This is a genomic window from Shewanella sp. S23-S33 (assembly GCF_043359565.1).
In the GTDB taxonomy this organism is placed as follows: Bacteria; Pseudomonadota; Gammaproteobacteria; order Enterobacterales; family Shewanellaceae; genus Shewanella; species Shewanella oncorhynchi.
The window spans coordinates 21134-45776 of sequence record NZ_JBHFFD010000025.1; the positions used below are offsets into that span (position 1 = coordinate 21134).

Sequence of the window (24643 nt, forward strand, 5' to 3'; positions counted from 1 at the left end):
TTCAGTAATTTAAGCACAAAAAGCATATCAGATTTATGCAGCAAGTGACTAGTTAGCTAGAATGTTAATATTTATAAAAATAGATGCATTTAACAAATTCTGTTGTTATATTACAACAAAAGTGTGGATTTCTTCATCGACATGAAGGGACACGACATACAAAGGAGATCGTAACGCAATGGGCAAAACAACATCAGGCGCCAAAGCTTGTGACTTCGTACTCTTTGGTACTAAAGGCGATTTGGCACGACGCAAGTTGTTACCTTCTTTATACCAGCTAGATAAAGCTGAACTTCTCGATAAAGATACGAAAGTGATCGGTGTCGCGAAAGACGAGTTTACTCAAGATGAGTTTATCGAATTAGTCACGCTTGCATTAAACACCTTCGTGAAAGAGCCTTTGTGCGAAGAGACTCTCCAACGTTTCCTGTCCCGCTGCCACTATATAGGCACTAACTTTACCGATTCAGCGGGCTACAGTGCCTTCCATGATCTGCTCAAACCAGAAGAGCGCGTTATGGTCAGTTACTTTGCTACGCCACCTGCAATATTCGGCGACATTTGCCGTTGTTTGCATGAACAAGATCTTATCCACCCAGATTCACGCGTGGTGCTCGAAAAGCCCATCGGCTCAGATTTAGACTCTTCTCGCGTTATCAATGACCAAGTTTCCGCTTACTTCAAAGAACGTCAGGTTTACCGTATCGATCATTACTTAGGTAAAGAAACCGTACAGAACTTGATTGCACTGCGTTTTGCTAACTCTTTATTTGCCTCTAAGTGGGACAACCGTACGATTGACCACGTCCAGATCACAGTCGCAGAAGAAGTGGGCATCGAAGGCCGTTGGGGTTACTTCGACAAAGCGGGTCAAATGCGTGACATGATCCAGAACCATTTGCTGCAAGTGTTAACGCTCGTTGCTATGGATCCACCGGTCAACTTAGACGCTGACAGCATCCGTGATGAAAAAGTCAAAGTGCTTAAATCACTGCGTCCGATTAATTCTGACAATGTGTATGAAAATACCGTACGCGGTCAGTACAGTGCTGGCTTCTTAAAGGGCAGCCCAGTACCGGGTTATTTAGAAGAAGAAGGCGCCAACCTTCAATCACACACAGAAACCTTCGTGGCTATTCGTGTGGATATCGACAACTGGCGTTGGGCGGGCGTGCCTTTCTATTTACGTAGCGGTAAACGTATGCCGTTTAAGAGCTCTGAAATTGTGGTGTATTTCAAAAACCCACCGCATAACTTGTATCGCTCAAGCTACCGTAATCTGCCACCGAACAAGCTGACAATCCGTTTGCAGCCCCATGAAGGGGTTGAAATCCAGATGATGAACAAAGTGCCAGGTTTGGAGCAAAAACAACGTCTACAAACCACTAAACTCGATTTGAGCTTCTCCGATACCTTTAAAAATGAACGTATCGCCGATGCCTATGAGCGTCTATTACTCGAAGCTATGCTCGGTAATCAAGCGCTGTTCGTGCGCCGCGACGAAGTCGAGCAGGCATGGACTTGGGTTGATGGCATTATTCAATCGTGGGAACAAAGCAACGAAAAACCAAAACCTTATCCTGCGGGTACTTGGGGTCCAGTTGCGTCAGTTGCTTTGATCACCAAAGATGGCCGTTCGTGGGACGAGTAGGAGACTTTGATGATTAAAGAAACCGTATTCAAATCTTTCGATACGCCAAGTGCGTTAGAACAGCAACTGGCCAGCAAGATTGCGAGCCAGTTACAGGAAGCCGTCGATGCCCGCGGAAAAGCGAGCCTAGTGGTTTCCGGTGGTTCGACGCCGCTTAAGTTATTTCAACTATTGAGCATGAAGTCCATCGATTGGAGTGATGTTTATATCACTCTCGCCGATGAGCGCTGGGTTGAGGCCGACGCCGATGCTTCTAATGAACGTCTAGTGCGTGAACATTTATTACAAAACCGCGCGTCGAATGCCAAATTCCGCGGTTTAAAAAACATGTTTTCGACCGCAGAAGCGGGCGCCGATATGGCCGCCGAGTCCTTGTCTAACTTCCCACGTCCTTTTGATGTGGTGGTGTTAGGCATGGGTAACGATGGTCATACCTGCTCTTGGTTTCCCTGCAGTGCTGAGCTTGAAAATGCGCTCACAACCCAAGCCTTGTGTGTGGCGACGAACCCCACCACAGCGCCCCATGGCAGAATTACGCTCTCTAAGAGTGCGATTCTGAACAGCAGACAAATTTATCTGCACTTGGTCGGGGAACAGAAATTATCCGTATATCGTCAAGCGTTAGAAAGTGATGATGTCCATGCTATGCCTATCAGAGCCGTATTAGCGCAGCGTAAAACGCCCGTTGATGTGTTCTGGAGCGCTTAAGGAGTCACTATGCACTCAGTAGAAATACACTCAGTAGTTCAAGCTGTTACCGACAGAATTATTGCCCGTAGCAAAGCGTCACGTGAAGGTTATCTCGCCGCATTGAATGATGCCCGTAACCATGGTGTACACCGTAGCTCATTGAGCTGTGGCAACTTAGCCCATGGTTTTGCCGCCTGTAATCCAGACGACAAAAATGCATTGCGTCAATTGAATAAGGCGAACATCGGCATAGTGACGGCATTTAACGATATGTTATCTGCGCACCAACCCTATGAAAGCTATCCTGAATTGCTGAAAAAAGCCTGTCAGGAAGTCGGCAGTGTTGCACAAGTGGCGGGCGGTGTTCCGGCCATGTGTGATGGTGTGACTCAAGGTCAACCCGGTATGGAATTGAGCTTACTGAGTCGTGAAGTGATTGCTATGGCAACGGCTGTGGGCTTGTCTCACAACATGTTCGATGGTGCTTTACTGCTCGGCATTTGCGATAAAATCGTTCCAGGTTTGCTTATCGGCGCCTTAAGCTTTGGTCACTTACCTATGTTATTCGTGCCCGCAGGGCCGATGAAATCAGGTATCCCGAACAAAGAAAAAGCCCGTATTCGTCAGCAATTTGCCCAAGGTAAAGTGGATCGCGCGCAGCTGCTCGAAGCAGAAGCCCAGTCTTACCACAGTGCAGGAACATGTACCTTCTACGGCACTGCAAACTCGAATCAGCTGATGCTTGAAGTGATGGGTCTGCAGTTACCAGGCTCGTCGTTTGTAAATCCTGATGATCCACTGCGCGAAGCCTTAAACAAGATGGCCGCTAAGCAAGTGTGTCGTTTAACCGAAATGGGTACTCAATATACCCCAATCGGTGAAGTGGTCAGCGAAAAGTCTGTGGTTAACGGCATTGTGGCACTTTTGGCTACTGGCGGTTCAACTAACTTGACGATGCACATTGTCGCCGCGGCTCGTGCTGCCGGTATTATTGTGAACTGGGATGATTTTTCTGAATTATCCGATGCTGTACCATTAGTGGCGCGCGTGTATCCAAACGGTCATGCCGATATTAATCATTTCCATGCAGCCGGTGGCATGGCGTACTTAATCAAAGAATTGCTCGATGCGGGTCTATTGCATGAAGAGGTGAATACCGTTGCGGGCTTTGGTTTACGCCGTTATACCCAAGAGCCAAGGCTGCTTGACGGTGAACTGCGCTGGGTCGATGGTCCAACGACTAGCTTAGATACTGAAGTGTTAACGTCAGTCGCATCACCTTTCCAAGGCAACGGTGGCTTAAAATTACTCAAAGGTAACTTAGGCCGCGCTGTGATCAAAGTGTCAGCAGTACAAGAACAACATCGTGTCGTTGAAGCGCCCGCGGTGGTGATTGACGATCAAAACAAACTCGATGCCTTGTTCCAAGCCGGTGCTTTGGATAGAGATTGTGTTGTCGTGGTTAAAGGTCAAGGCCCGAAAGCTAACGGTATGCCAGAACTGCACAAGTTAACCCCATTATTGGGAACGCTTCAGGACAAAGGCTTTAAAGTCGCGCTGCTGACCGACGGTCGCATGTCTGGTGCGTCGGGTAAAGTCCCTGCGGCCATTCACTTGACGCCAGAAGCCTTAGATGGCGGTTTAATTGCTAAAGTCCAAGATGGCGACTTGATCCGTGTCGATGCGTTAACTGGCGAACTGAGCCTGCTGGTCTCTGAAGCTGAACTTGCCACCAGAGCCGCGGGAATAGTGGATTTACATCGCTCACGTTATGGCATGGGCCGCGAGTTATTTAGTGCGCTACGTTCAAATCTAAGTAGTCCAGAAACTGGTGCGCGTTGTACTAATGCCATCGATGAACTTTATTAATACAAAGGAAGAATAACGCAATGCTTGAGAATAACTGGTCACTACAGCCACAAGATATTTTTAAACGCAGCCCTATTGTTCCTGTTATGGTGATTAACAAGATTGAACATGCGGTGCCATTAGCGCGAGCACTGGTTGCCGGCGGCATTAGCGTGTTAGAAGTGACTTTGCGTACGCCTTGTGCACTCGAAGCTATCACTAAAATCGCCAAAGAAGTGCCTGAGGCCTTAGTCGGCGCAGGGACTATCTTAAACGAAGCTCAGCTTGATCTTGCGATTGCCGCTGGTGCGCAGTTTATTATTACTCCAGGTGCAACGGTTGAACTGCTCAAAGCGGGTATGCATGGTCCAATCCCTTTAATTCCAGGGGTTGCGAGCATTTCAGAAGTGATGACGGGGATGGCGCTCGGTTACACCCACTTTAAATTCTTCCCAGCCGAAGCTTCGGGTGGTGTTGATGCTCTTAAAGCCTTCTCGGGTCCGCTAGCGGACATTCGCTTCTGCCCAACAGGCGGCATTACGCCAAGCAGCTATAAAGATTATTTAGCGCTGAAAAACGTCGATTGTATTGGTGGTAGTTGGATTGCGCCAACGGATGCAATGGAACACGGCGATTGGGATCGTATCACTCAACTTTGTAAAGATGCCATTGGCGCTTTATAAATCGAGTTTGAAATAGTGACAAAATAAAAAACCACCGCAAGGTGGTTTTTTGTCTTTTATCTTTCACATTTTGATAAAGAACGGCTGTGATAGCTGACTCTGTAGAAAGTCGGGTTTTTACAGTAACACGAGCATTTACAAACAGTCTGGCTTTATAGAAAGCCGGGCTGCGAAATGATCGCTTGCCTACATTTCCTTACTCAGCTCCACATTCGAGCCCGCTTTGGGGCTAAATAGCTGTTGATACAGTCGCCCCGCAAACTCATCTGTCATCCCCGAAATATAGTCCGCCAACACTCTGTGACTGTTTAAACCTTGTTGCTCACTTTCGCGCCAGCGTTCTTGGGTGTTCAGTGGCAGCAAACGCTCGGGATCGGAAGCGAAGGCTTCGAATAAGCCCATCACAATCTGCTGGCCTTTATATTCGAGCATTTGGATCTCGGGTTTACGGATCACGTATTTATAAACCAGTTGCTTGAGCACATTGAGCGCAATGGCAAATTCCGGCTCTAACGTCGCATTAAAGCGCAATAATGGTTCTTCGAACACGTCATCTTCTGAGATAACAATAGCGGTGACAAAGCCATTAACGAGTGTGCCTATGGCATCTTTACGCAAGTGATGCTCATGGGAAAACAGCTTATTACCAATATCGGCAAGCTCTTGTCGTATCCACGCATCACTGCTGTTCGTCAGTGTCGGCGCCACATCTTGATGCCACTGGGATGCTGTGACTATGCCCATCACAATCGCATCTTCGAGATCGTGCACCGCATAGGCGATGTCATCAGCCAGTTCCATAATCGAGCAATCGAAGGATTTAAACTGGGTTCGCAAATGCGGATAGTGGTGCAGGGCGGGGTGTGAACCTTGCTGTGTCGAGGTAAAACGACGGCTATCCGCCTCAGACAAAGGCTCAAGCACCCAAGCGAAGATGTCGTTATCATCGTCGAAAATGCCCTTAACCGGCGGCCATTGTGACGGCTTGAGCTGTCTATGGTTGGTGATTTCATTATGTTCACCCGCGACAAATAGCCTCGAGTGCGGCGCTGGGTATTTTAAAATCCCGAGCATGGTACGCCGACACAAGTTCATCCCAAAATCTAATGTATAGGGCTCAAGCTTAGATAAAATGCGAAAAGTTTGGCCGTTACCTTCAAAACCGCCATGGTCGCGCATCATGTAATTCAATGCGACTTCACCACCGTGGCCGAAGGGAGGATGACCAATATCGTGGGCCAAGCACAGGGACTCTAATAAGCTCATAGAGCAAAGCAGTTGTTTATGTTGTGGATATTTGCGCCTGAGCTGAGCAGCTATGCCGGTACCAATTTGCGAGACTTCGAGTGAGTGGGTTAATCGGGTGCGATAGAAGTCATTCATGCCAACGCCGAGCACTTGCGTTTTGGCCTGGAGGCGGCGAAAGGCGGCCGAGTGGAGAATACGCGCCCTGTCTCTTTGGTAGGGGCTGCGGTGATCGTTACGCCGTTGTTTATCTTCACCATGACGGCGTTCTTGCCAAACACTTGAAGTCATATGCATTCCTAGCGAGAGTGGAAAATCAAAGCATCTTGTTAATTTCGTCTAAATTCAAAGTGAAACTGGGTACAAAGCAGTTCATAAAATACTGTACTGCAGGATCGGGATTCGTCGCCAGCATGTCTTCAAGTCGCTTGCGGGCGGTATTAAATTCACTGTTGCCAGCGCGGTTTTCCTCAAGGCATTTAAGATAGGCACACAGAGTATCAGCCGATTTCACTATGGTCTTGTAAACGGGATCGGCGTAATCGCTGATGAACAGACTGCGATAATCCTCTTTAAATTCCTCAGGTACCATATCTAACATGCGCTGCTCGGCAATCGCCTCAATCTTTTTATACTCGGCTTCAATTTCTTTATTGAAGTATTTCACTGGCGTCGGTAAGTCACCCGTGAGAATTTCACTGGCATCGTGAAAAATCGCCAGACTCGTGGCTTGATGGGGATCGAGCGTCGTGCCGAATTTCTTATTACTGATGATCACTAGTGCATGGGCCACCATGGCAACTTGCAGCGAGTGTTCTTGAACATTTTCAGTGCGAACGTTGTACATCAAAGGCCAGCGTTGGATAAGTTTCATGCGAGCTAAATGCGCAAATAAGTGACTCATAGTTTTCCTGCTAAAGAGTGAAATCGGTAGGCGACAAGCTGCAATGGAAGACATGATACGAGTGAATAGGCAGTATTGACGCTAGTGAAGTCTTAGATTATCACAGCCTTGGATGACACGTGAGCATGAGCGTGGAGGATTTAAAGAAATAGCTAAAAATAAAGCGACCACTAGGATCGCTTTATGACTCAAACTGTTAACTGAGGATAAACTTACTGCCGATAGTTTTCGAGGAAGGCGCCAAACTCGGTAAATGCTTTCTTCAGATCTTCTTTATAGGGCAAGAAAACCACTCGTAAATGGTCAGGCTCAGGCCAGTTAAAGGCCGTGCCGTGCACTAACAGAATTTTCTTTTCTCTGAGTAAATCCAGCACTAAACGCTCATCATCCCTTAGGTTGAATTTCTTCATATCCAGTTTCGGAAAGGCATAGAGTGCGCCCTTTGGTTTTTTAACGCTCACACCTGGAATTTGGTTAAGTAATTCGTAACAGGCATCCCTTTGGACTGTGAGGCGGCCATTAGGCAAAATAAGCTCGTTAATACTCTGATAACCGCCGAGCGCGGTTTGAATCGCATGTTGATTGGGCACGTTTGCGCAGAGGCGCATCGAGGACAGCATCTCTAAGCCTTCGATGTAACTTTTAGCAGCCTTAAGATTGCCAGATAACATCATCCAACCAACACGAAATCCTGCTGCACGATAAGCCTTTGATAAACCGTTAAAAGTAACAGTTAAAATATCATCTGATAGACCCGCAGCAGGAATATGCTTGGCTTCATCGTATAAAATTTTATCGTAAATTTCATCGGCAAAAAGGATCAGATCATGTTGACGACACAGTTCAACCACTTGCAGCAGTAATTCTCTGCTGTATACCGCTCCGGTTGGATTGTTCGGGTTAATCAGCACTATGCCGCGGGTACGTGATGAAATTTTACTTTTAATGTCGTTGAGATCGGGGAACCAGTCCGCTTCTTCATCACAGCGATAATGCACAGCCTTGCCGCCCGCGAGATTCGCCGCAGCCGTCCACAGGGGATAGTCTGGAGAGGGGATTAAGATCTCATCATCGGTATTTAGCAAGCCTTGCATTGCCATCATAATGAGTTCTGAAACGCCGTTGCCTATATAGATATCTTCGATATCGACACCAAAAATCCCTTGGGCTTGATAATGCTGCACTATGGCCTTACGGGCAGAGAATAATCCTTTTGACTCACAGTAGCCTTGGGCACTGGGTAAATTGAGGATCACATCGCGCACAATTTCTTCAGGCGCTTCGAAACCGAAGGGGGCCGGATTACCAATGTTGAGTTTGAGGATTCGATGCCCCTCGTCTTCTAAACGTCTGGCTTCCTTGTGCACTGGGCCGCGGATGTCATAGCAAACGGTATCCAGCTTGTTGGATTTGATGATAGGGCGCATTTACACCTCGGAACATGCATAAAGTTTTGGCTTAAGTTAGCGCACCATAACGAAATTTCATTGCAGATGAAAGGGGGGATAAGCACAGAATTGCGCTTTTTTTATAAATATCCCTCAGTTAAATATGCTTTAACAGTCGATTAAAGAAATCTGCACAAGTTTTATGTTCTGACATTGGCATGATTTTAAGATTGTTTATCTATTGGGTTGGTAGGGGAATCTTGTTTATGTTTTTCATTTCGAAAGATGAAAATGCGTTTTCATTAGCTGACTCATATTTGATTTCTCTATATTAGCCATATTAATCGTAACAGAAGAAAATGTATTTTAGCTGATACTTAATGGTTGATTTTTAATCACAGATTTTTGATAAGGTAAACTTATGCAAGCGGCATTTTATCTTGTGATAATTAGGCATATTTATTGAATGCTTATTAAGCTAAGAAGATCATAAATGTTTAAGTTACAATGGCGTTAAAAGTCTTTTAGATTATGCGGTTATGTAAAATTGTCTCACGGGAATTCAATTTATTTTCTATCAAGTTAAATTTATAGTTGACTCAATATTCGATGCGCTTTATTTTCTGCGCGATGTTTTTGGCAAGGCACCTTAGATAGCAAGCAATTCGCGGGTTTTATCTTCAGGGTTAGTCATCATGAAGCAGCTGTGTTGACGTTCTGAATCGTGTTGATTTCAGGCGTTATTCTAAAACCATTTGCCTTTTAGGCGATTTATTTAGAGGACCTAAGTGCATGTCTGAACCGACAGCGTTAAGTCTCATTCCACCTTTGGTGGTATTGGTGTTAGCTATTTGGTTACGCCGTCCTATTTTATCTTTGATCATAGGTGCGGTAACCGGTTTCCTGTTACTCGATCCCAGTCAAGTCTTAAACAATTTTGCTAGTGTGTCATTGAAGGTTATGGCCGATGAAACCATAGGTTGGTTGATTCTGGTGTGTGGTGGTTTTGGCGCGCTCATCGCACTTTTAGTACGAACTGGCGGCGCCTTAGCGTTTGGCCGCAATGCACTTAAATTGGCGAAAGGACCTAAATCTTCCCTATTAATGACTTTTATCCTTGGGATCGTGATTTTTATCGATGACTATCTCAATGCGTTGACCGTGGGTGAAACCATGAAGCGTGTAACGGATAAATTTAAAGTGTCCCGTGAAATGCTCGCCTATGTCGTGGACTCCACCGCCGCGCCCGTGTGCGTGTTAGTGCCATTATCGACTTGGGCGGTATTTTTTGGTGGATTACTGGTGGATAACGGTGTGGCAGCCGAAGGTCAAGGCATTGCAGTTTATATGCAAGCCATTCCTTACATGCTTTATGCTTGGTTAGCTGTGGCTATGGTACTACTTGTCGCATTAGGTATTGTGCCCGCTATTGGTCCAATGAAGACTGCGCAGCTGCGCGCTGCCCAAGGTGAACCCGCTGAAGCGCAGGTGGATTTCGACCAAGTGCAAACTTCGGATGAATATGCGGTTAAAGCCATAGAAGAGGAATTTAAGCACGCCGATAATCAGGGCAAACTGCATAACTTTTTAGTGCCTATTGGTTTGTTAGTTGCCTTTACCGTGTACTTTGATATCGACGTGTGGAAAGGCTTGCTGGCGACCTTAGTTATCACGATTCCTTATTATGCAGTGCAGCGTTTGATGCCATTTTCAGAGATGATGGACCAAATGATCGATGGCTTTAAAAGCATGCTACCGGCCATTAGCACTGTGATTGCGGCGTTTGTGTTTAAGGATGTGTGCGATCAGTTGTTACTGCCGCAGTATGTCATTGAGGCATTAAGCCCATTTATGACACCTAAATTGCTGCCTGCGGTAGTGTTTTTATCTATGGCTATACTCGCGTTTGCCACAGGTTCGAGCTGGGGTATATTTGCCGTGACAATTCCTATCGTGATGCCATTAGCGCAAGCGGTTGGGGCGGACATCCCATTAGTCATTGGGGCCTTATTGTCTGCATCATCATTTGGTAGCCAAGCGTGCTTCTACTCAGATTCAACCGTATTGGCCGCCCAAGGCTCAGGTTGTAACTTAGTGAGCCATGCTGTGACTCAGTTACCTTATGCACTTATCGCAGCAGTAATAGCATTTATCGGCTTTATTGTGATTGCATAACTTCTGTCATGATTAATATAAGAAACCAGCTACGGCTGGTTTTTTTATGTCTGCCGTAATGGGGTTAGGCGGCTAGGGTGAGTAAAGAGTGATGAGGCTTGAACTAGAATAAACACGATTACACTACTAAATGAAGATTTTCAACTGATGTCAAATTATATTTTACGGAATTGTCATTTATATTTTACATATTTCATCGTCGCCATGTAGCTTTTCAAATCAAAGCCTGATTATACTTTGCATCCTTCAGGGCATTATTTTCAACATTAGTGGCAAACGAATCAAATGGACTCAACTCTTCTTACTGCGTTTTTCGAGCACGGCACAATACGTGATGTCGAGTGTTTATTCCCTGATATTTCAGGCTATCCAAGGGGAAAGCTTATGCCAGCCCGAAGTTTTGCTCAGGGTGCTGAATTACGTATTGCCCAAGCGATTTCGATGCAAGCGATTACCGGTGAGTATTCCTACGATCCAGTTTTCCCTGATGCTGATCCTGATCTTTTACTCGTCCCCGATTACAGCACCCTCAAGATGATCCCATGGAGCACAGTGCCGCGCGCATTTGCCATCCATGACTGTGTATTACTGGATGGCAATTTATGTCCATTTGCGCCGCGCTCTATGTTAAAAAATGTGTTGGCCCGTTACCAAGCCCTTGGGTTAACGCCCGTGGTGGCCCCTGAGATTGAGTTTTATCTGACTGAAGCCAATACCGATCCGAGTGTGCCGTATCAGGCACCCATGTCAAAAAGTGGCCGAGCTGAAAATGGTCAATCTGCGTTTAGCATGAATATGCTCAATGAACTCGCACCATTTTGGGATGAGTTTAATGCCGCTATCGATGCGATTGGGATTAAAGGTGATACTTGGATCCATGAAATGGGGCTATCGCAATATGAAATTAACTTAGTGCATGGCGATCCGCTGGCCTTAGCGGATCAAGCCTTTATGTTTAAATACGCGGCGAAAGAAATCGCCATTAAACATGGCTTGAATGCAATTTTTATGGCGAAACCCATAGCGGGTCAACCCGGCAGTTCTATGCATTTACATCAAAGTGTCGTCGATGATAAAGGTCATAATATTTTCAGCCATGCTGATGGTAGTGACACTGACCGTTTTCACCACTACATCGGCGGATTACAAAAGTATCTACCTGATTTAATGTTGTTATTTGCACCCAATATCAATTCATTTAGACGTTACATTTCCGGCAGTCAAGCGCCGATTAATTTAAGTTGGGGCGTTGATAATCGCACCACTGGCCTACGTGTGCCATTAAGTGCTCCAGTGGCGAGACGGGTAGAGAATCGCATTGCGGGTGCCGATGCTAATCCGTACCTGATGATTGCCGCATCTTTGGCAGCGGGCCTTGCCGGAATAGAAGAAAAATTATCGCCAAGTGCACCAGAAACTGGGAGCGCTTATGAGAGCAGCCATGACCTCGCGCAGACATTTTTAGCTGCGTTAACGCAAATGCGCCAAAGTGATTCGGCACGACGCTTACTCGGGGACGATTTTGTCACTGGCTTTGTATCGGTGAAGGAAATTGAATTCCAAAGTTATTTGAGTGAGATAGGGGCTTGGGAGCGACGTTTCTTAGGGCCGCAATGCTAACGCTTTTATGAATAAGGGAATTATTACTTATAAAAGTTTTAACCCCTTCAATGACTCAAGAGTCTTAAAAATGAGTGACTAAAAAATAGCGACAAAAAAGCCAGTGCAAGCACTGGCTTTTCTTCGTCTGGAAACGAGAAGGGCGATTAAACGCGCTTCTTGAATTCACCAGTACGAGTGTCGATTTCAATTTTGTCGCCTACTTTCACGAAGTCAGCAACACTTACTGTGCCACCGCCAGTGATAGTCGCTGGCTTCATCACTTTACCTGAAGTGTCGCCACGAGCTGAAGGCTCAGTGTAGATCACTTCACGTACGATAGTGGTTGGCATTTCAACAGAGATAGCTTTGCCATCATAGAAAGTCACTTGGCAAGTTTCTTCCATACCGTCAACGATATAAGCCGCTGCATCACCTAGGTTTTCAGCTTCTACGTCGTATTGGTTGTATTCTGCATCCATGAATACAAACATAGGATCTGCAAAGTAAGAATATGTGCAGTCAAGACGATCTAAGATGATGTCTTCTAACTTATCTTCACCTTTGAAAGTCGTTTCAGTTCCAGAGTTAAGCAGTAAGTTTTTCAACTTTAACTTAACGATAGCAGCGTTACGGCCAGAACGAGTTGTTTCAGTTTTCTGCACAACCCATGGGCTGCCATCTAACATGATCACGTTACCAGGACGGATTTCATGAGCAGTTTTCATTACACTATTTCCTATATTTAGATTTTTCTGTTTTCGCGCAGTATCTTAGCTGTTTTTAACGAACTGAACTAGTCGAGTAGCGAGATCTGCAGCATTTAATGCATTAATTGGCCATTGTTTAGCATGGTGATGCAACAAGGGCAAATTAACAGGATTAAGGTTTTGCCAGTGAAGGCTCACGGCTGATTGCTGTGCTTGGTTGAACGCGAGATTCAATTCAGACCAATAACAAGCAATTTTAGGTGGCAGATTATCGCAGTAAAGTTTGAGAAAAGCTTCTAATTTTACGAGGTGATAATCATCTTCTTGGGGATAAATGTGCCAAATGAAGGGTTTTGCGGCCCATTGGGCACGTAAAAAGGAATCTTCACCGCGCACGATATTAAAATCACTGCTCCAGAGCAGGCGATCAAACCCCTGTTGGTCTGTCATAGGTAAAATGTGCAGGGTTAAATTGCCATGATTTATCTGTTGACCCGGCACTAGAGCGGCAATTTCACAGGGCAGTAAATGTGTCAGACTGTTTAAGCTACGCCCCTTGGGGATCAGCGCATGGATTTTTTCTACCGATTGCTGCCATAACTCACATAATGCAGGTAGCGCCTCGGTCTCATAGCTAAAAACGCTAATAACAGTGTCTTGTGCCTGAATGTCCTTAAGACCTAGATCAGTAAAAAGCTGCAATTTATTGGCAGTATCAGCTTGCCAAGCATCACGCTCTGCAAACAACTTTTGCTCGCAAATGAGTCCACCCGTTTTGGCGCTAAAACCGGGAAAGTAGAAATACTTCTTCAAACCATTGGCTTGTAACGATGGCAAACCATGGCAGCCTTCAACCCAATCCTCTGCGCTTAAATACTCTAAATTCAGCCAAACAGGTACAGATTTTGGGGCGTTCTGATGTAAATAAGCCAGCTGCGCTTTTACCTTTGCAGGGAGTTCACAGGCAAAGGCTTCGATGAGCACAGCTCCTGCAACAAACTTTATAGGCAAAGGCTCTTTCCAATGAATAATATTCACACCATTGAAGGTTTGAGTGGCTTTTAGTGGATCGAGTGTCGGTAAGATATGCGAGAAGCTTGCGAGGTCATCGACCCACAAATTAACGGGAATGTGGTACTCATTAGCCATTTGTTTGGCTAAACGCCAAGTGACGCCAATATCGCCATAGTTATCGACGACGGTACAAAAGATATCCCAATGAGTGGAGCGGAGTGTGTTGGTCATGAGTGTGGTATGTCGTTATTCTTAGTTACAAAAAGTAGATAGTTGCAACAAGTCAGAAATATATGCATAAAAAAAGCGGCGTTAAGCCGCTTTAATCAAATGGTTAACAGAATTAATCTTCTAATTCAGCTAAACACATTTCTTCGTAAATTTGCTTAACCCAAGCATCAACACGTTCTTCAGTCAGCTCTGGCTGGCGATCTTCATCGATACCTAAACCAATAAAGTGGTCGTCATCGACTTGACCTTTAGAGGCTTCAAAATTGTAGCTTGCAGTTGGCCAATGGCCGATGATGATGCCACCACGGGCCTGAACAATATCGCCAACCATGCCCATAGCATCAAGGAAGTACTCAGCGTAGTCTTCTTGATCACCACAACCAAAAATTGCGACAAGTTTGTCAGTAAAATCAATTTGCTCTAATTCAGGGAAGAAATCATCCCAGTCACATTGCGCTTCACCGTAATACCAGGTCGGGATGCCGAACAGCAGCAAGTCATACTCTGCAATCTGTTCTTTGGTACTTTTGGCGATATCTTTCACCTCAACCATTTTTTTACCCAGTTTTTTCTGGATCATCTTGGCTACAGCTTCGGTGTTACCTGTGTCGCTACCGAAAAAAAGACCTACAGTTGCCATTGTCTATCCTTTAATGTCTAGTTCACTTATTAGGTTAATCTTGCTGGTACTCGTTCAGCACTCAACTTGTTGCTGAAGAATTAATTCGATTAACTGGCTACGGCTGATGTTACTGGCCAATGCCTGCTCATTCAAGGCGTCATACAAATCTTGTGACACCTTTAACTCTATTCGCTTTAATCCGTTGGCTTTATCGCGCTGGATTTGATTGCGTTTGTTGACCTTAAGCTGTTGGCTACGGGACAAAGGATTGCTACGTGGTCGGCCCCGGCGCTTTTCGTTGGCAAAAAGGTCAATAGTGGTTCTGTCTGTCGCTTCTTTTGCCATGTTCTTATTGTTAACCGATCCCTGAGCCTTCCCAAGTGATCTGGATAATACCTTTTACAATAAACCCGGCGCAGCCGAGAAATAACACTAACCAAACAATAAATCGACCAAATTTTGGCACGTTACCTTGTTTAAGCACATCGTGGATGGCCATGCCGATAAAGAAAAATATCGAGGCAAAAAACAGGTTCAGGCCGATGGTTTCAATTTGTTCCATGTACTGAGATAACATACTTTCTTAGTCCTTGAGAGTGTTCTAAGGCCAAAAGAGGCGCGAATATATCACAACAAGATGGCGGCTGCCATATGCTTTCGGTCGAGTTTGCTGCTGATTTACATTGAATGTTTGTCAATAAATTCAGACACGATCCGGTTAAAAATGACGGGTTTTTGCGCATGCAACCAATGACCACATCCTTCAAGTGTTTTTGCCTGTGCCGCGGGGAATTGCGCCATGATAGCGCTTCTGTGCTCACTAGTGACATAATTTGAGTCGCCGCCGCGAATAAACAGAGTTGGTCCAGCATAGCTTTGTACTGGATTTGGCGTCTGATTTTGCCAGCCAATAATATTAGGATAACAAGCCTTTAGGCCACTTAAGTTCATTTTCCAACGAAAGCCAGTATCAGTGCGTTGTAGATTTTTGAGTAAAAATTGTGCCGTCGCTTCGTCAATACCATTGTCAATTAAGTGGTTTAGGGCAAAGCGTCTGTCGGTATGGCCTTCTAAGGGCAGGCTTTCTAATGCCGCAAACACTGTGTCGTGTCTTGGCTCATAGGCGACGGGTGCGATATCGGCTGCCACCATGCTGATAATGCGCTCTGGAAAGGCTAACGCCGTCGCCATGGCGATTTTACCGCCCATAGAGTGACCCACAATATGGGCGCGTTCAATAGCCAGTTCGTCGAGCAAGCTGATCATTGAAGTGGCCAGGTGAGGGTAGTCCATTTGATCCCAATGTTCACTTAAACCATGATTGGGCACATCGACACGAATAACTTGATACTGGCTTTCTAATACTTGCCCTAGGCCTTTGAGGTTATCTAGATTACCGAACAAGCCGTGGATCAAGAGCACTGCGGGTCCTTGGCCTGTGGAAACAAAGTTCATGGTGATTCCTGTTGGAGATTTTTAGCTTAGCGTGACGCGAATTGTGCCCTTAATGCCGTTGGCTTGACAAGTCAGTTGCCATTTCTATAGTGGGGGCGGCCAGTAACTTGTGTGCTTTTTCGGCAATTGTCGATTAACTGCTAGTTTGCTGTGCTATTTCCCGCACTTTTAGAATAATGGCGCTTTATCAGATTGATAGAGATAGATACACTGGTAACAGATCGCAATGATCTGCCCCGATCGCTGTGGTACACTTTTTTCGGTTAAGCCTGTCGAATAACAAAGGATAATTAAGGTTATGAAATATATCGAAGTAGATGAAGAGCTCTATCGTCATATTGCCAGCAAAACAGAACGAATTGGTGAGAGCGCCTCTGACATTCTTCGTCGATTACTCGGCCTGTCCGTCGATGCGGTCGAACAACCTCAGCCTTTGGCGATTAGCCAACCGAGCCTTGAAGCTGAACCTATTCAGCCCGTCGCGGCGCAAACAGTGCCAGCAGTGAATGATTTTAGTCGCTTAGTCGATGAACATCAGTTATCGCAGCAAAAAGGCGCAGTAGGTCGTTTTCTGTTTTTGCTCGAAAGTTTGTATCAATTAGCCCCAGAGCAATTCTCACAAATTCTGCAGATCCAAGGGCGCGATCGTTTGTATTTTGCTCGCTCTAAGGAGCAACTGCTCGAAGCGAGTGCTTCGGCTAACCCAAAAGAAATTGGTGCAAGTGGTTTCTGGGTAACGAGTAACAACAATACCGCCAAGAAACGCACTATTTTATCGGAAGTTTTAGTGCAATTTGGTTGTGATGCGACAGTAGCTGCGGGCATCGCCGAGCGCGTTTAATCCGCGGGTGAGCCAAGTTAGTACGACATTTTTCTACTTTTTCTAATTGTAATTGAGTGCAGGAGAGCCATAGGTGGCAATACATCAAAGGGCAGGACAAATCGCTAATCAGACGGATCTGGTCAATATTCCAAAACTGATGAGCCATTATTACAGCATCACGCCAAATATGGATGACGTACAACAACGCGTTACCTTTGGCACTTCTGGGCACAGAGGCTGCGCCTTCAATGGCAGTTTTAACCAACAACACATTTGGGCGATTACCCAAGCTGTGGTGGATTATCGCCAATCGGTGAATATCAATGGGCCGTTGATCCTCGGGATTGACACTCATGCGTTATCCTACGCTGCTTATTTATCGGCCATTGAAGTGCTGGCGGCAAATAAAGTCACAGTGCACATCCAGCAGAATGATGGTTTCACGCCAACACCAGTGGTGTCCCATGGGGTGATTTGCGCCAATCGCGAAGCAAATATCACAGGTGCGTCTCTTTCTGATGGTTTGATTATCACGCCTTCCCACAATCCGCCTCAAGATGGCGGGATCAAATACAATCCACCCCATGGCGGACCAGCCGAAGGAAATATCACGGCTTGGATTGAATCGCGAGCTAATGATTACCTGCGCCAAGCATTAGTTGGCGTGCAAAAATTAGCGTATGCCAAAGCGCTGGCATCAGGCTATGTCAACGCCATTGATTTGATCACGCCCTATGTGGCTGATTTAGAAAATGTTATCGACATGCAGGCGATTGCCAACGCTAAGCTGCGTATCGGAGTTGACCCGCTCGGTGGTTCAGGGATTTTCTATTGGGCACCGATTGCCGCGCGTTATGGGCTCGATATCACCTTAGTCAATGATAAGGTTGATCCAAGCTTTAGCTTTATGCCGCTGGATAAAGACGGCAAAATCCGCATGGATTGCTCATCTCCCTACGCGATGGCCGGGTTACTCGCCCATAAAGAATCCTTTGATTTATGCCTTGGTAATGATCCCGATTATGACCGTCACGGCATAGTTTGCCCTGGTACGGGTTTGATGGATCCGAATCATTATCTTGCGGTCGCTATTGATTATTTACTGACACACAGACCAGATTGGAGCGATACCTTAGCCATAGGTAAAACCTTAGTATCGAGTGCGCTTATCGATAAAATCTGTGCTTTCCACGGCAAAACGTTACTCGAAGTGCCAGTGGGCTTTAAGTGGTTTGTCGACGGTTTAGCCGAAGCCACAATCGCCTTTGGCGGTGAAGAGAGTGCTGGCGCGGCATTTTTACGCCGTGATGGCTCTACTTGGTGTACGGATAAAGACGGTTTTATTCTAGGGTTACTTGCGGCAGAAATTCTTGCGGTGACAGGTAAAACCCCAGGTCAGCGTCACCAAGAGTTAGTAAAACAATTTGGCCAAAGTTTCTATAAGCGTATCGATAGCCCAATCAGTCTTGAAAACAAAGCCAAGTTTGCTTTGCTCAATGCCGATACCTTAAATGCCACTGTGCTTGCAGGTGAGACAATCGAAAACGTGTTAACCCATGCGCCAGGCAATAATGCGGCGATTGGCGGCATCAAAGTTACCACTGCTAATGGGTGGTTTGCGGCGCGTCCATCGGGCACTGAAGCGTTATTTAAAATCTACGGCGAAAGTTTTATCAGTGAGCAGCATTTGGCTGAGATCATCAAAGATGCGCAGGCATTAATTGATAAGGCGCTAAACGCTTAATGCAGTAGTAGGTTTATAAAGTATCAAAAAACAAACGCACTCAGATTTGAGTGCGTTTTTGTTTGTGTCTAATTCAGCTGTGAATAGTTGATCTCATGCTGATTTGACCGTATTTAGTACTCGATATGACAACTCGGTAAGTTATTCTTATCGATGTAATTTTGATGATATTCCTCAGCCACATGGAACTGTTGAAGTGGCACTATTTCAGTGACGATATGGCGTAATCCCCAACGGCCCGAGCGGGCAAAAGCTAACTTTGAGGCTTCTGCGGCCGCTTTTTGCTCGCGGTCGTGGAAGAAAATGGTGCTGCGATATTGAGTGCCAATATCTCCGCCTTGCATGTTCAGACTCGTTGGATTGTGGTTTTTCCAAAATACATCGAGCAAGTCTTCATAACTGACAAGGGCGGGATCGAATTCCACTTGCACCACTTCGGCATGGCCCGTTTTGCCTTTTTTGACTTCTTCATAGGTTGTCGCCGCATTATTGCCGCCCATATAGCCGCAGGTGGCATTCGATACGCCGTTCACTTGTCTAAAAAAATACTCTACGCCCCAGAAACAGCCGGCACCAAAGGTTGCTAACGCCATAATTAAATCCAATAGAAGTCTAGATGGCTAAGGATTGTGATAAAACTTGAGTGCAAAAGCAAGCCTCAAGCTGGAATATTTATCATGGGAAATTCTTAGGGAATGTCCTAAGAATTTAACAATCAGCTTAGTTGAATGTCATTCCGCTTAAAACTGGGTCCTACGGCAATAAATGTCTGAGAACAGCACTAAAAACATGTGTTAGTATTGAAGCCGTTTTTTAGGTGCGAGTGAGACTAACCGCGGTGAGATAAATGCTTAAGTGGTTATTACTGCCTGTACTTATGCTATTGCGCCAATACTGTTACACATCATTATAAGGAGAATTCTGTGTTACAAGCTCTGTTAGATTCAAAGGATTTTTTAGCGCTCACCTTAGCCCATCCTGAACAGTTCGATGGCGAATTTTCATTTAACTTAGGCGATCATACTCAAGTGGAAGTGTGGGATACCGGCGTTATCGTTTTTGAGCCAACCCAGAATGAAGGAAAAGATGTCGTGCTTTCTTGCGGTGTTCACGGTAACGAGACCGCCCCCATTGAACTCTGCAATAGCTTAATTAAACAACTTTTACAGCAAAAGATCATCGCAAAGCAGCGCACTTTATTTCTCATTGGGAACCCATTAGCGATTAATAACGGCACGCGGATTATTGACGAAAACATGAATCGTCTGTTTAGTGGTGAGCATTCTAATCCACCAGGGGTAGTGAACCCTGAGCGAGTACGCGCGAAAAAACTCGAAGCCTATGTCGATCGTTTTTATACTACGGTGGTTGCCGATGGACGTCAGCGCATTCATTATGATCTGCACACGGCGATGCGCGCCTCGAAGCATGAAAAGTTCGCTATCTATCCCTATCGTCCAGGGCGCGCCTTTAGCGGCGAGCAAATTATGTTTTTAGCCGCAAGCGGCGTCGATACAGTACTTTTCCACCACGAACCGACCACGACCTTCAGCTATTTTTCCTCTGAACGCTACAGCGCCGATGCCTTTACCATTGAACTTGGCAAAGTGTATCCCATGGGGCAGAACGACATGACGCGTTTTATCGCCACCCATGAAATGTTCATGCGCTTGATCACCGCTAAGCCGTTGGAGCTGGATGCATTTGATGCCGATAAGGTTAACTTGTACCAAGTGTGCCGCGTCATCAATAAACATTTCGATGATTTTGAATTTACCTTCGCAACTGATGTCGAAAACTTCAGATCTTTCCCGAAGGGCTTTGTTTTAGCGCGGGAAGGTGGGCAAGAAATTAAAGTGGAGCACGAGTTTGAGTCTGTCGTGTTCCCTAATGCCAAAGTGCCTATTGGCAATCGCACTGTGATTTGCCTGATCCCTGCGGTGAATGCGGACGTGCGTTAGGCTTGTAAAGCAATATATACATGCGTGGCAGGGATAACTTGTGGTTTGAGCTATGCCAATGGTTGATAGGTAGTTTACGTTAACGTAATGTTCGTCGGGCATATTCGTATAAACAGACGCATCAAAACGCTTTGATGCGTAATGAGATAACAAGAGCACAATATGAGCAAAGCAACACTCAACACTGATACAGTGCACCGTGTCGGCTTCTTGGATAAGGCATCGCTACACATTCCTATCCTTCGAATTCTACAAGCCGACGGCACCACTTATGAAACCGCGGTTTTGCCTGTGATAGATGAAACCTTAGCCACTAAAATTTACGATACCTGTGTATTCACTCGGGTACTTGATGAACGTATGCTTGGCGCCCAGCGTCAAGGACGCATCAGCTTCTACATGACCTGTACGGGTGAAGAAGCGGCGATTGTTGGCAGTGTGGCCGCACTCGATCAAGAAGATGTGATCCTCGCACAATATCGTGAGCATGCGGCGCTGCGTTATCGCGGCTTTACCACTGAACAGTTTATGAATCAGATGTTCAGTAACGAGAAAGATCTTGGTAAAGGTCGCCAAATGCCAATCCATTACGGCAGTGCGGCATTGCATTATCAAACGATTTCTTCACCGTTAGCCACGCAAATCCCGCAGGCGACTGGTGTGGGCTACAGCTTAAAAATGCAAGGTAAGCGCAAAGTCGCGGTTTGTTATTTTGGCGAAGGCGCTGCATCGGAAGGGGATTTTCATGCTGGCCTAAACATGGCCGCGGTACTGAAATGCCCAGTGATTTTCTTCTGTCGTAACAATGGCTACGCGATTTCTACCCCCACTGAAGAGCAGTTTGCTGGAAACGGTATTGCCAGCCGCGGTGTGGGTTATGGCATGCACACCATTCGTGTAGACGGCAATGACATGTTGGCCGTGTTAGCGGCAACCCAGCAAGCCCGTGCCTATGCGATTGAGCATAATGCGCCTGTGCTGATTGAAGCCATGACTTACCGTCTCGGCGCGCACTCTTCTTCAGACGATCCCTCTGGTTATCGCTCGAAAGATGAAGAAGCCAAGTGGCAGCAACACGATCCGGTTAAACGCTTCAAATTATGGCTTATCAACAAAGGTTGGTTGGCTGAAGCGGATGATGTGAAACTGCATGAGAAATATCGTGAAGAAGTATTGGCTGCGGTAAAAGTGGCTGAAAAAATTCCTGTGCCTATGCTGGATGAAATTATTGAAGATGTGTACGACAAGCCGACGCCAGTGCTGAAAAAGCAACTTGCCGATCTTAAAGAACATATCAAGAAATATCCGCAAGCCTATCCAAAAAGTGCAGGGAGACTATAAGCTGTGGCTGAAATGAATATGTTACAGGCCGTCAATGAGGCCTTGTCGATTGCCATGCAAGCCGATGAACGCATGGTGGTTTTTGGTGAAGATGTGGGCCACTTTGGCGGGGTATTTCGCGCCACCTCCGGTCTTCAAGAAAAATTCGGTCGCGCTCGCTGCTTTAATACGCCGCTGACAGAGCAAGGTATTGCCGGTTTTGCCAATGGTTTAGCCTCAAATGGCATGACCGCCGTGGCTGAAATTCAATTCGCCGATTATATCTTTCCGGCGTTTGATCAAATCGTCAACGAGTCAGCTAAATTCCGTTACCGTAGTGGTAATGAGTTCGATGTCGGTGGATTAGTGTTCCGTACGCCCTATGGCGGCGGCATCGCGGGCGGCCATTATCACTCGCAATCACCTGAAGCCTATTTTACCCAGACGCCGGGGTTAAAAGTGGTGGTGCCACGCAACCCTGAGCAAGCCAAAGGCCTGCTGTTGGCGTCAATCCGTGACAAAAATCCGGTGATCTTCTTTGAGCCTAAGCGTTTATATCGTGCATCGGTTGGCGAAGTGCCCGCGGGCGATTATGAAATTGAACTGGGTAAGGCTGAAGTGGTTCGCGAAGGTAAAGACATCACCTTAGTGGCGTGGGGCGCGCAAATGGAAATTCTTGAAAAAGCCGCCGACATGGCCGCTAAAGAAGGGATCTCCTGTGAAGTTATCGATTTACGCACCTTGTCACCCTGGGATATCGATACCGTTGCCGATTCAGTCAAAAAGACCGGACGTTTACTGGTTAACCATGAAGCGCCATTAACCGGTGGTTTTGCTGGTGAGATAGCGGCGACGATTCAGCAAGAATGCTTCTTGTATCTAGAGTCACCCATCAGCCGCGTTTGTGGTTTAGATACCCCGTACCCACTCATTCATGAAAAAGAATACATGCCAGATGCATTCAAAACGTTTGAAGCCATCAAAGCATCAGTGACCTTCTAGGAGTCCGGTATGATTAAAGATTTTATTTTGCCGGATATTGGCGAAGGTGTTGTGGAGTGTGAGTTGGTTGAATGGCTTGTCAAAGAAGGCGACACTGTCGTTGAAGATCAGCCGATTGCCGATGTCATGACAGACAAAGCCTTAGTGCAAATCCCTGCGCCTTTTGCGGGCGTGGTCACTAAGTTGTATTACGCGAAGGGCGATATTGCGAAAGTGCATGCGCCGCTTTATGCCGTACAAATTGAAGATGCCGTTGAAATCGCGGGCGAAGAATCTGTTGCGGCTGCAGCTGCGACAATCGCAAAAGCTGCTGAGCCAGTGGCAGTAACAAACGCGACCACGTCATCTCATTCATCTGTCAGCATTGAAGAATTCTTACTACCTGATATCGGCGAAGGAATTGTTGAATGTGAGCTAGTTGAATGGTTGGTGAGTGAAGGTGATTGGGTTGAGGAAGATCAACCGATTGCCGACGTGATGACAGATAAAGCGCTGGTGCAAATTCCTGCCATTAAAGCGGGTAAAATTGCCAAACTGCATTATCGCAAAGGTCAGCTAGCTAAAGTACATGCGCCTTTATTTGCCATTGAAGTTGAACAGACGGCTTATGTACCTGCGGCGACAATAAATACAGATACTGTGGCCAATGCCGCACCTGCAGCGCAGATTGTGAATACAGAACCTGCTCGCCAAGGTAAAGCCTTAGCCAGCCCCGCAGTTCGTCGCATGGCGCGGTCGTTAGATATCGATTTGAGCCAAGTACCTGGCACAGGAAAGCACGGCCGTGTGTATAAGGAAGACATCACTCGCTTCCAACAAGGCGCGAGCAATGTTTCTGCATCAAGTGCGACTCAGGTAAAAGAGGCGTCAGTTCAAGCGACTCAAACATCTCAAACCCAAGTTCCAACATCTACAGTGACTCAACGCGCTGACACGGTTGAGCCGATTCGCGGCGTAAAAGCTGTGATGGCACGCATGATGGTGGAATCTGTATCGAGCATTCCGCACTTTACCTATTGCGAAGAGTTTGATTTAACAGACTTAGTTGCACTGCGTGAAAGCATGAAGGTTAAGTATTCGTCAGATGAAGTGAAGTTGACCATGATGCCTTTCTTTATGAAGTCAATGTCGCTCGCGTTAAGTCAGTTCCCTGTGATGAACAGTCAAGTGAATGCGGATTGCACTGAACTAACTTACAAGGCACGTCACAATATCGGCATGGCGGTGGATTCTAAAGTCGGTCTCTTGGTGCCCAACATCAAAGATGTGCAGGATAAGAGCATTTTAGAAGTGGCGGCAGAAATCACCCGCCTGACCCAAGCAGCCCGCAGCGGCCGCGTGGCGCCAGCGGATCTGAAAGACGGCACGATTTCCATATCGAACATTGGCGCCTTAGGTGGCACAGTGGCGACGCCTATTATCAACAAACCTGAGGTGGCGATTGTGGCCTTAGGTAAGTTGCAAACCCTACCGCGCTTTAACGCGAAAGGGGAAGTCGAAGCTCGCCAAATCATGCAAGTGAGCTGGTCAGGTGACCATAGAGTGATCGATGGCGGCACCATTGCTCGCTTCTGTAAT

At 46.2% G+C, this 24643-nt stretch carries 22 protein-coding genes; 12 read left to right on the forward strand and 10 right to left on the reverse strand.

What is annotated here, in order from left to right:
* The first annotated feature begins 178 nt into the window (after positions 1-178).
* Genes zwf through ACHA99_RS08420 form a run of 4 tightly spaced genes read left to right on the forward strand, consistent with a single transcriptional unit; the run spans position 179 to position 4872 of the window.
* Entirely contained in the window at positions 179-1651 is a 1473-nt protein-coding gene (zwf, locus tag ACHA99_RS08405; RefSeq protein WP_028759998.1) for a glucose-6-phosphate dehydrogenase, read from the forward strand.
* 9 nt (positions 1652-1660) lie between these two features.
* Positions 1661-2359: a 6-phosphogluconolactonase gene (gene pgl, locus ACHA99_RS08410; RefSeq protein WP_006081565.1), complete on the forward strand. Its 699-nt coding sequence runs from the start codon at positions 1661-1663 to the stop codon at positions 2357-2359.
* 24 nt (positions 2360-2383) lie between these two features.
* Positions 2384-4210: a phosphogluconate dehydratase gene (gene edd, locus ACHA99_RS08415; RefSeq protein WP_393942160.1), complete on the forward strand. Its 1827-nt coding sequence runs from the start codon at positions 2384-2386 to the stop codon at positions 4208-4210.
* A 20-nt stretch (positions 4211-4230) separates the two neighbouring features.
* Positions 4231-4872, forward strand: coding sequence for a bifunctional 4-hydroxy-2-oxoglutarate aldolase/2-dehydro-3-deoxy-phosphogluconate aldolase (locus tag ACHA99_RS08420; RefSeq protein WP_028759995.1), 642 nt, complete (start codon positions 4231-4233; stop codon positions 4870-4872).
* A 186-nt stretch (positions 4873-5058) separates the two neighbouring features.
* On the opposite strand, the gene ACHA99_RS08425 is transcribed toward ACHA99_RS08420, so the two are convergent.
* From ACHA99_RS08425 to ACHA99_RS08435, 3 genes are all read right to left on the reverse strand, one after another.
* Complete coding sequence (locus ACHA99_RS08425) at positions 5059-6408, reverse strand: anti-phage deoxyguanosine triphosphatase (RefSeq protein WP_393942142.1); 1350 nt, start codon at positions 6406-6408, stop codon at positions 5059-5061.
* Between the two features lie 25 nt (positions 6409-6433).
* Positions 6434-7021, reverse strand: coding sequence for a 5'-deoxynucleotidase (gene yfbR, locus ACHA99_RS08430; protein ID WP_011839912.1), 588 nt, complete (start codon positions 7019-7021; stop codon positions 6434-6436).
* A 212-nt stretch (positions 7022-7233) separates the two neighbouring features.
* The gene (locus ACHA99_RS08435) at positions 7234-8448 is read right to left on the reverse strand and encodes a pyridoxal phosphate-dependent aminotransferase (RefSeq protein ID WP_105252462.1); all 1215 of its coding nucleotides are present in this window, start codon (positions 8446-8448) and stop codon (positions 7234-7236) included.
* A 753-nt stretch (positions 8449-9201) separates the two neighbouring features.
* Here ACHA99_RS08435 and ACHA99_RS08440 point away from each other — a divergent pair.
* Positions 9202-10584: a Na+/H+ antiporter NhaC family protein gene (locus tag ACHA99_RS08440; RefSeq protein ID WP_393942145.1), complete on the forward strand. Its 1383-nt coding sequence runs from the start codon at positions 9202-9204 to the stop codon at positions 10582-10584.
* Positions 10585-10869: 285 nt separating this feature from the next.
* Positions 10870-12204 (forward strand): glutamine synthetase family protein, encoded by a 1335-nt coding sequence (locus tag ACHA99_RS08445; RefSeq protein ID WP_393942147.1) that lies wholly within the window; start codon positions 10870-10872, stop codon positions 12202-12204.
* A 146-nt stretch (positions 12205-12350) separates the two neighbouring features.
* Here the strand turns inward: ACHA99_RS08445 and efp are convergent, their stop codons facing one another.
* The 6 genes from efp to ACHA99_RS08475 all read right to left on the reverse strand — a co-directional run bounded on the left by efp (position 12351) and on the right by ACHA99_RS08475 (position 16215).
* Positions 12351-12911: an elongation factor P gene (gene efp, locus ACHA99_RS08450; RefSeq protein WP_105252465.1), complete on the reverse strand. Its 561-nt coding sequence runs from the start codon at positions 12909-12911 to the stop codon at positions 12351-12353.
* A 45-nt stretch (positions 12912-12956) separates the two neighbouring features.
* On the reverse strand, positions 12957-14138 hold the full coding sequence (gene earP, locus ACHA99_RS08455; RefSeq protein ID WP_393942149.1) for an elongation factor P maturation arginine rhamnosyltransferase EarP: 1182 nt from the start codon (positions 14136-14138) through the stop codon (positions 12957-12959).
* A 112-nt stretch (positions 14139-14250) separates the two neighbouring features.
* Positions 14251-14778 (reverse strand): flavodoxin FldA, encoded by a 528-nt coding sequence (gene fldA / locus ACHA99_RS08460; protein WP_006081576.1) that lies wholly within the window; start codon positions 14776-14778, stop codon positions 14251-14253.
* 54 nt (positions 14779-14832) lie between these two features.
* A complete protein-coding gene (gene ybfE / locus ACHA99_RS08465) occupies positions 14833-15105 on the reverse strand; it encodes a LexA regulated protein (RefSeq protein ID WP_006081577.1) in 273 nt (90 codons plus the stop codon).
* Between the two features lie 10 nt (positions 15106-15115).
* Complete coding sequence (locus tag ACHA99_RS08470; RefSeq protein ID WP_006081578.1) at positions 15116-15337, reverse strand: DUF2788 domain-containing protein; 222 nt, start codon at positions 15335-15337, stop codon at positions 15116-15118.
* Positions 15338-15438: 101 nt separating this feature from the next.
* The gene (locus ACHA99_RS08475) at positions 15439-16215 is read right to left on the reverse strand and encodes an alpha/beta fold hydrolase (RefSeq protein ID WP_263182339.1); all 777 of its coding nucleotides are present in this window, start codon (positions 16213-16215) and stop codon (positions 15439-15441) included.
* Positions 16216-16513: 298 nt separating this feature from the next.
* On the opposite strand from ACHA99_RS08475, the gene seqA reads away from it, so the two are divergent.
* Positions 16514-17056, forward strand: coding sequence for a replication initiation negative regulator SeqA (gene seqA, locus ACHA99_RS08480; RefSeq protein ID WP_219250445.1), 543 nt, complete (start codon positions 16514-16516; stop codon positions 17054-17056).
* A 73-nt stretch (positions 17057-17129) separates the two neighbouring features.
* A complete protein-coding gene (pgm, locus tag ACHA99_RS08485) occupies positions 17130-18782 on the forward strand; it encodes a phosphoglucomutase (alpha-D-glucose-1,6-bisphosphate-dependent) (RefSeq protein ID WP_393942153.1) in 1653 nt (550 codons plus the stop codon).
* A gap of 113 nt (positions 18783-18895) precedes the next feature.
* On the opposite strand, the gene msrA is transcribed toward pgm, so the two are convergent.
* Positions 18896-19375 (reverse strand): peptide-methionine (S)-S-oxide reductase MsrA, encoded by a 480-nt coding sequence (msrA, locus tag ACHA99_RS08490; RefSeq protein ID WP_028759985.1) that lies wholly within the window; start codon positions 19373-19375, stop codon positions 18896-18898.
* A gap of 330 nt (positions 19376-19705) precedes the next feature.
* Here msrA and astE point away from each other — a divergent pair, with 330 nt between their 5' ends.
* The 4 genes from astE to ACHA99_RS08510 form a co-directional block, all read left to right on the forward strand.
* On the forward strand, positions 19706-20743 hold the full coding sequence (gene astE, locus ACHA99_RS08495; RefSeq protein WP_393942155.1) for a succinylglutamate desuccinylase: 1038 nt from the start codon (positions 19706-19708) through the stop codon (positions 20741-20743).
* A 162-nt stretch (positions 20744-20905) separates the two neighbouring features.
* The gene (locus tag ACHA99_RS08500) at positions 20906-22084 is read left to right on the forward strand and encodes a thiamine pyrophosphate-dependent dehydrogenase E1 component subunit alpha (RefSeq protein WP_006081586.1); all 1179 of its coding nucleotides are present in this window, start codon (positions 20906-20908) and stop codon (positions 22082-22084) included.
* A gap of 3 nt (positions 22085-22087) precedes the next feature.
* Positions 22088-23065, forward strand: a complete 978-nt coding sequence (locus ACHA99_RS08505; RefSeq protein ID WP_028759982.1) for an alpha-ketoacid dehydrogenase subunit beta — start codon at positions 22088-22090, stop codon at positions 23063-23065.
* Positions 23066-23074: 9 nt separating this feature from the next.
* Positions 23075-24643, forward strand: a 1569-nt coding sequence (locus tag ACHA99_RS08510) for a dihydrolipoyllysine-residue acetyltransferase (protein WP_393942158.1), incomplete at its 3' end; no start/stop codon positions are given.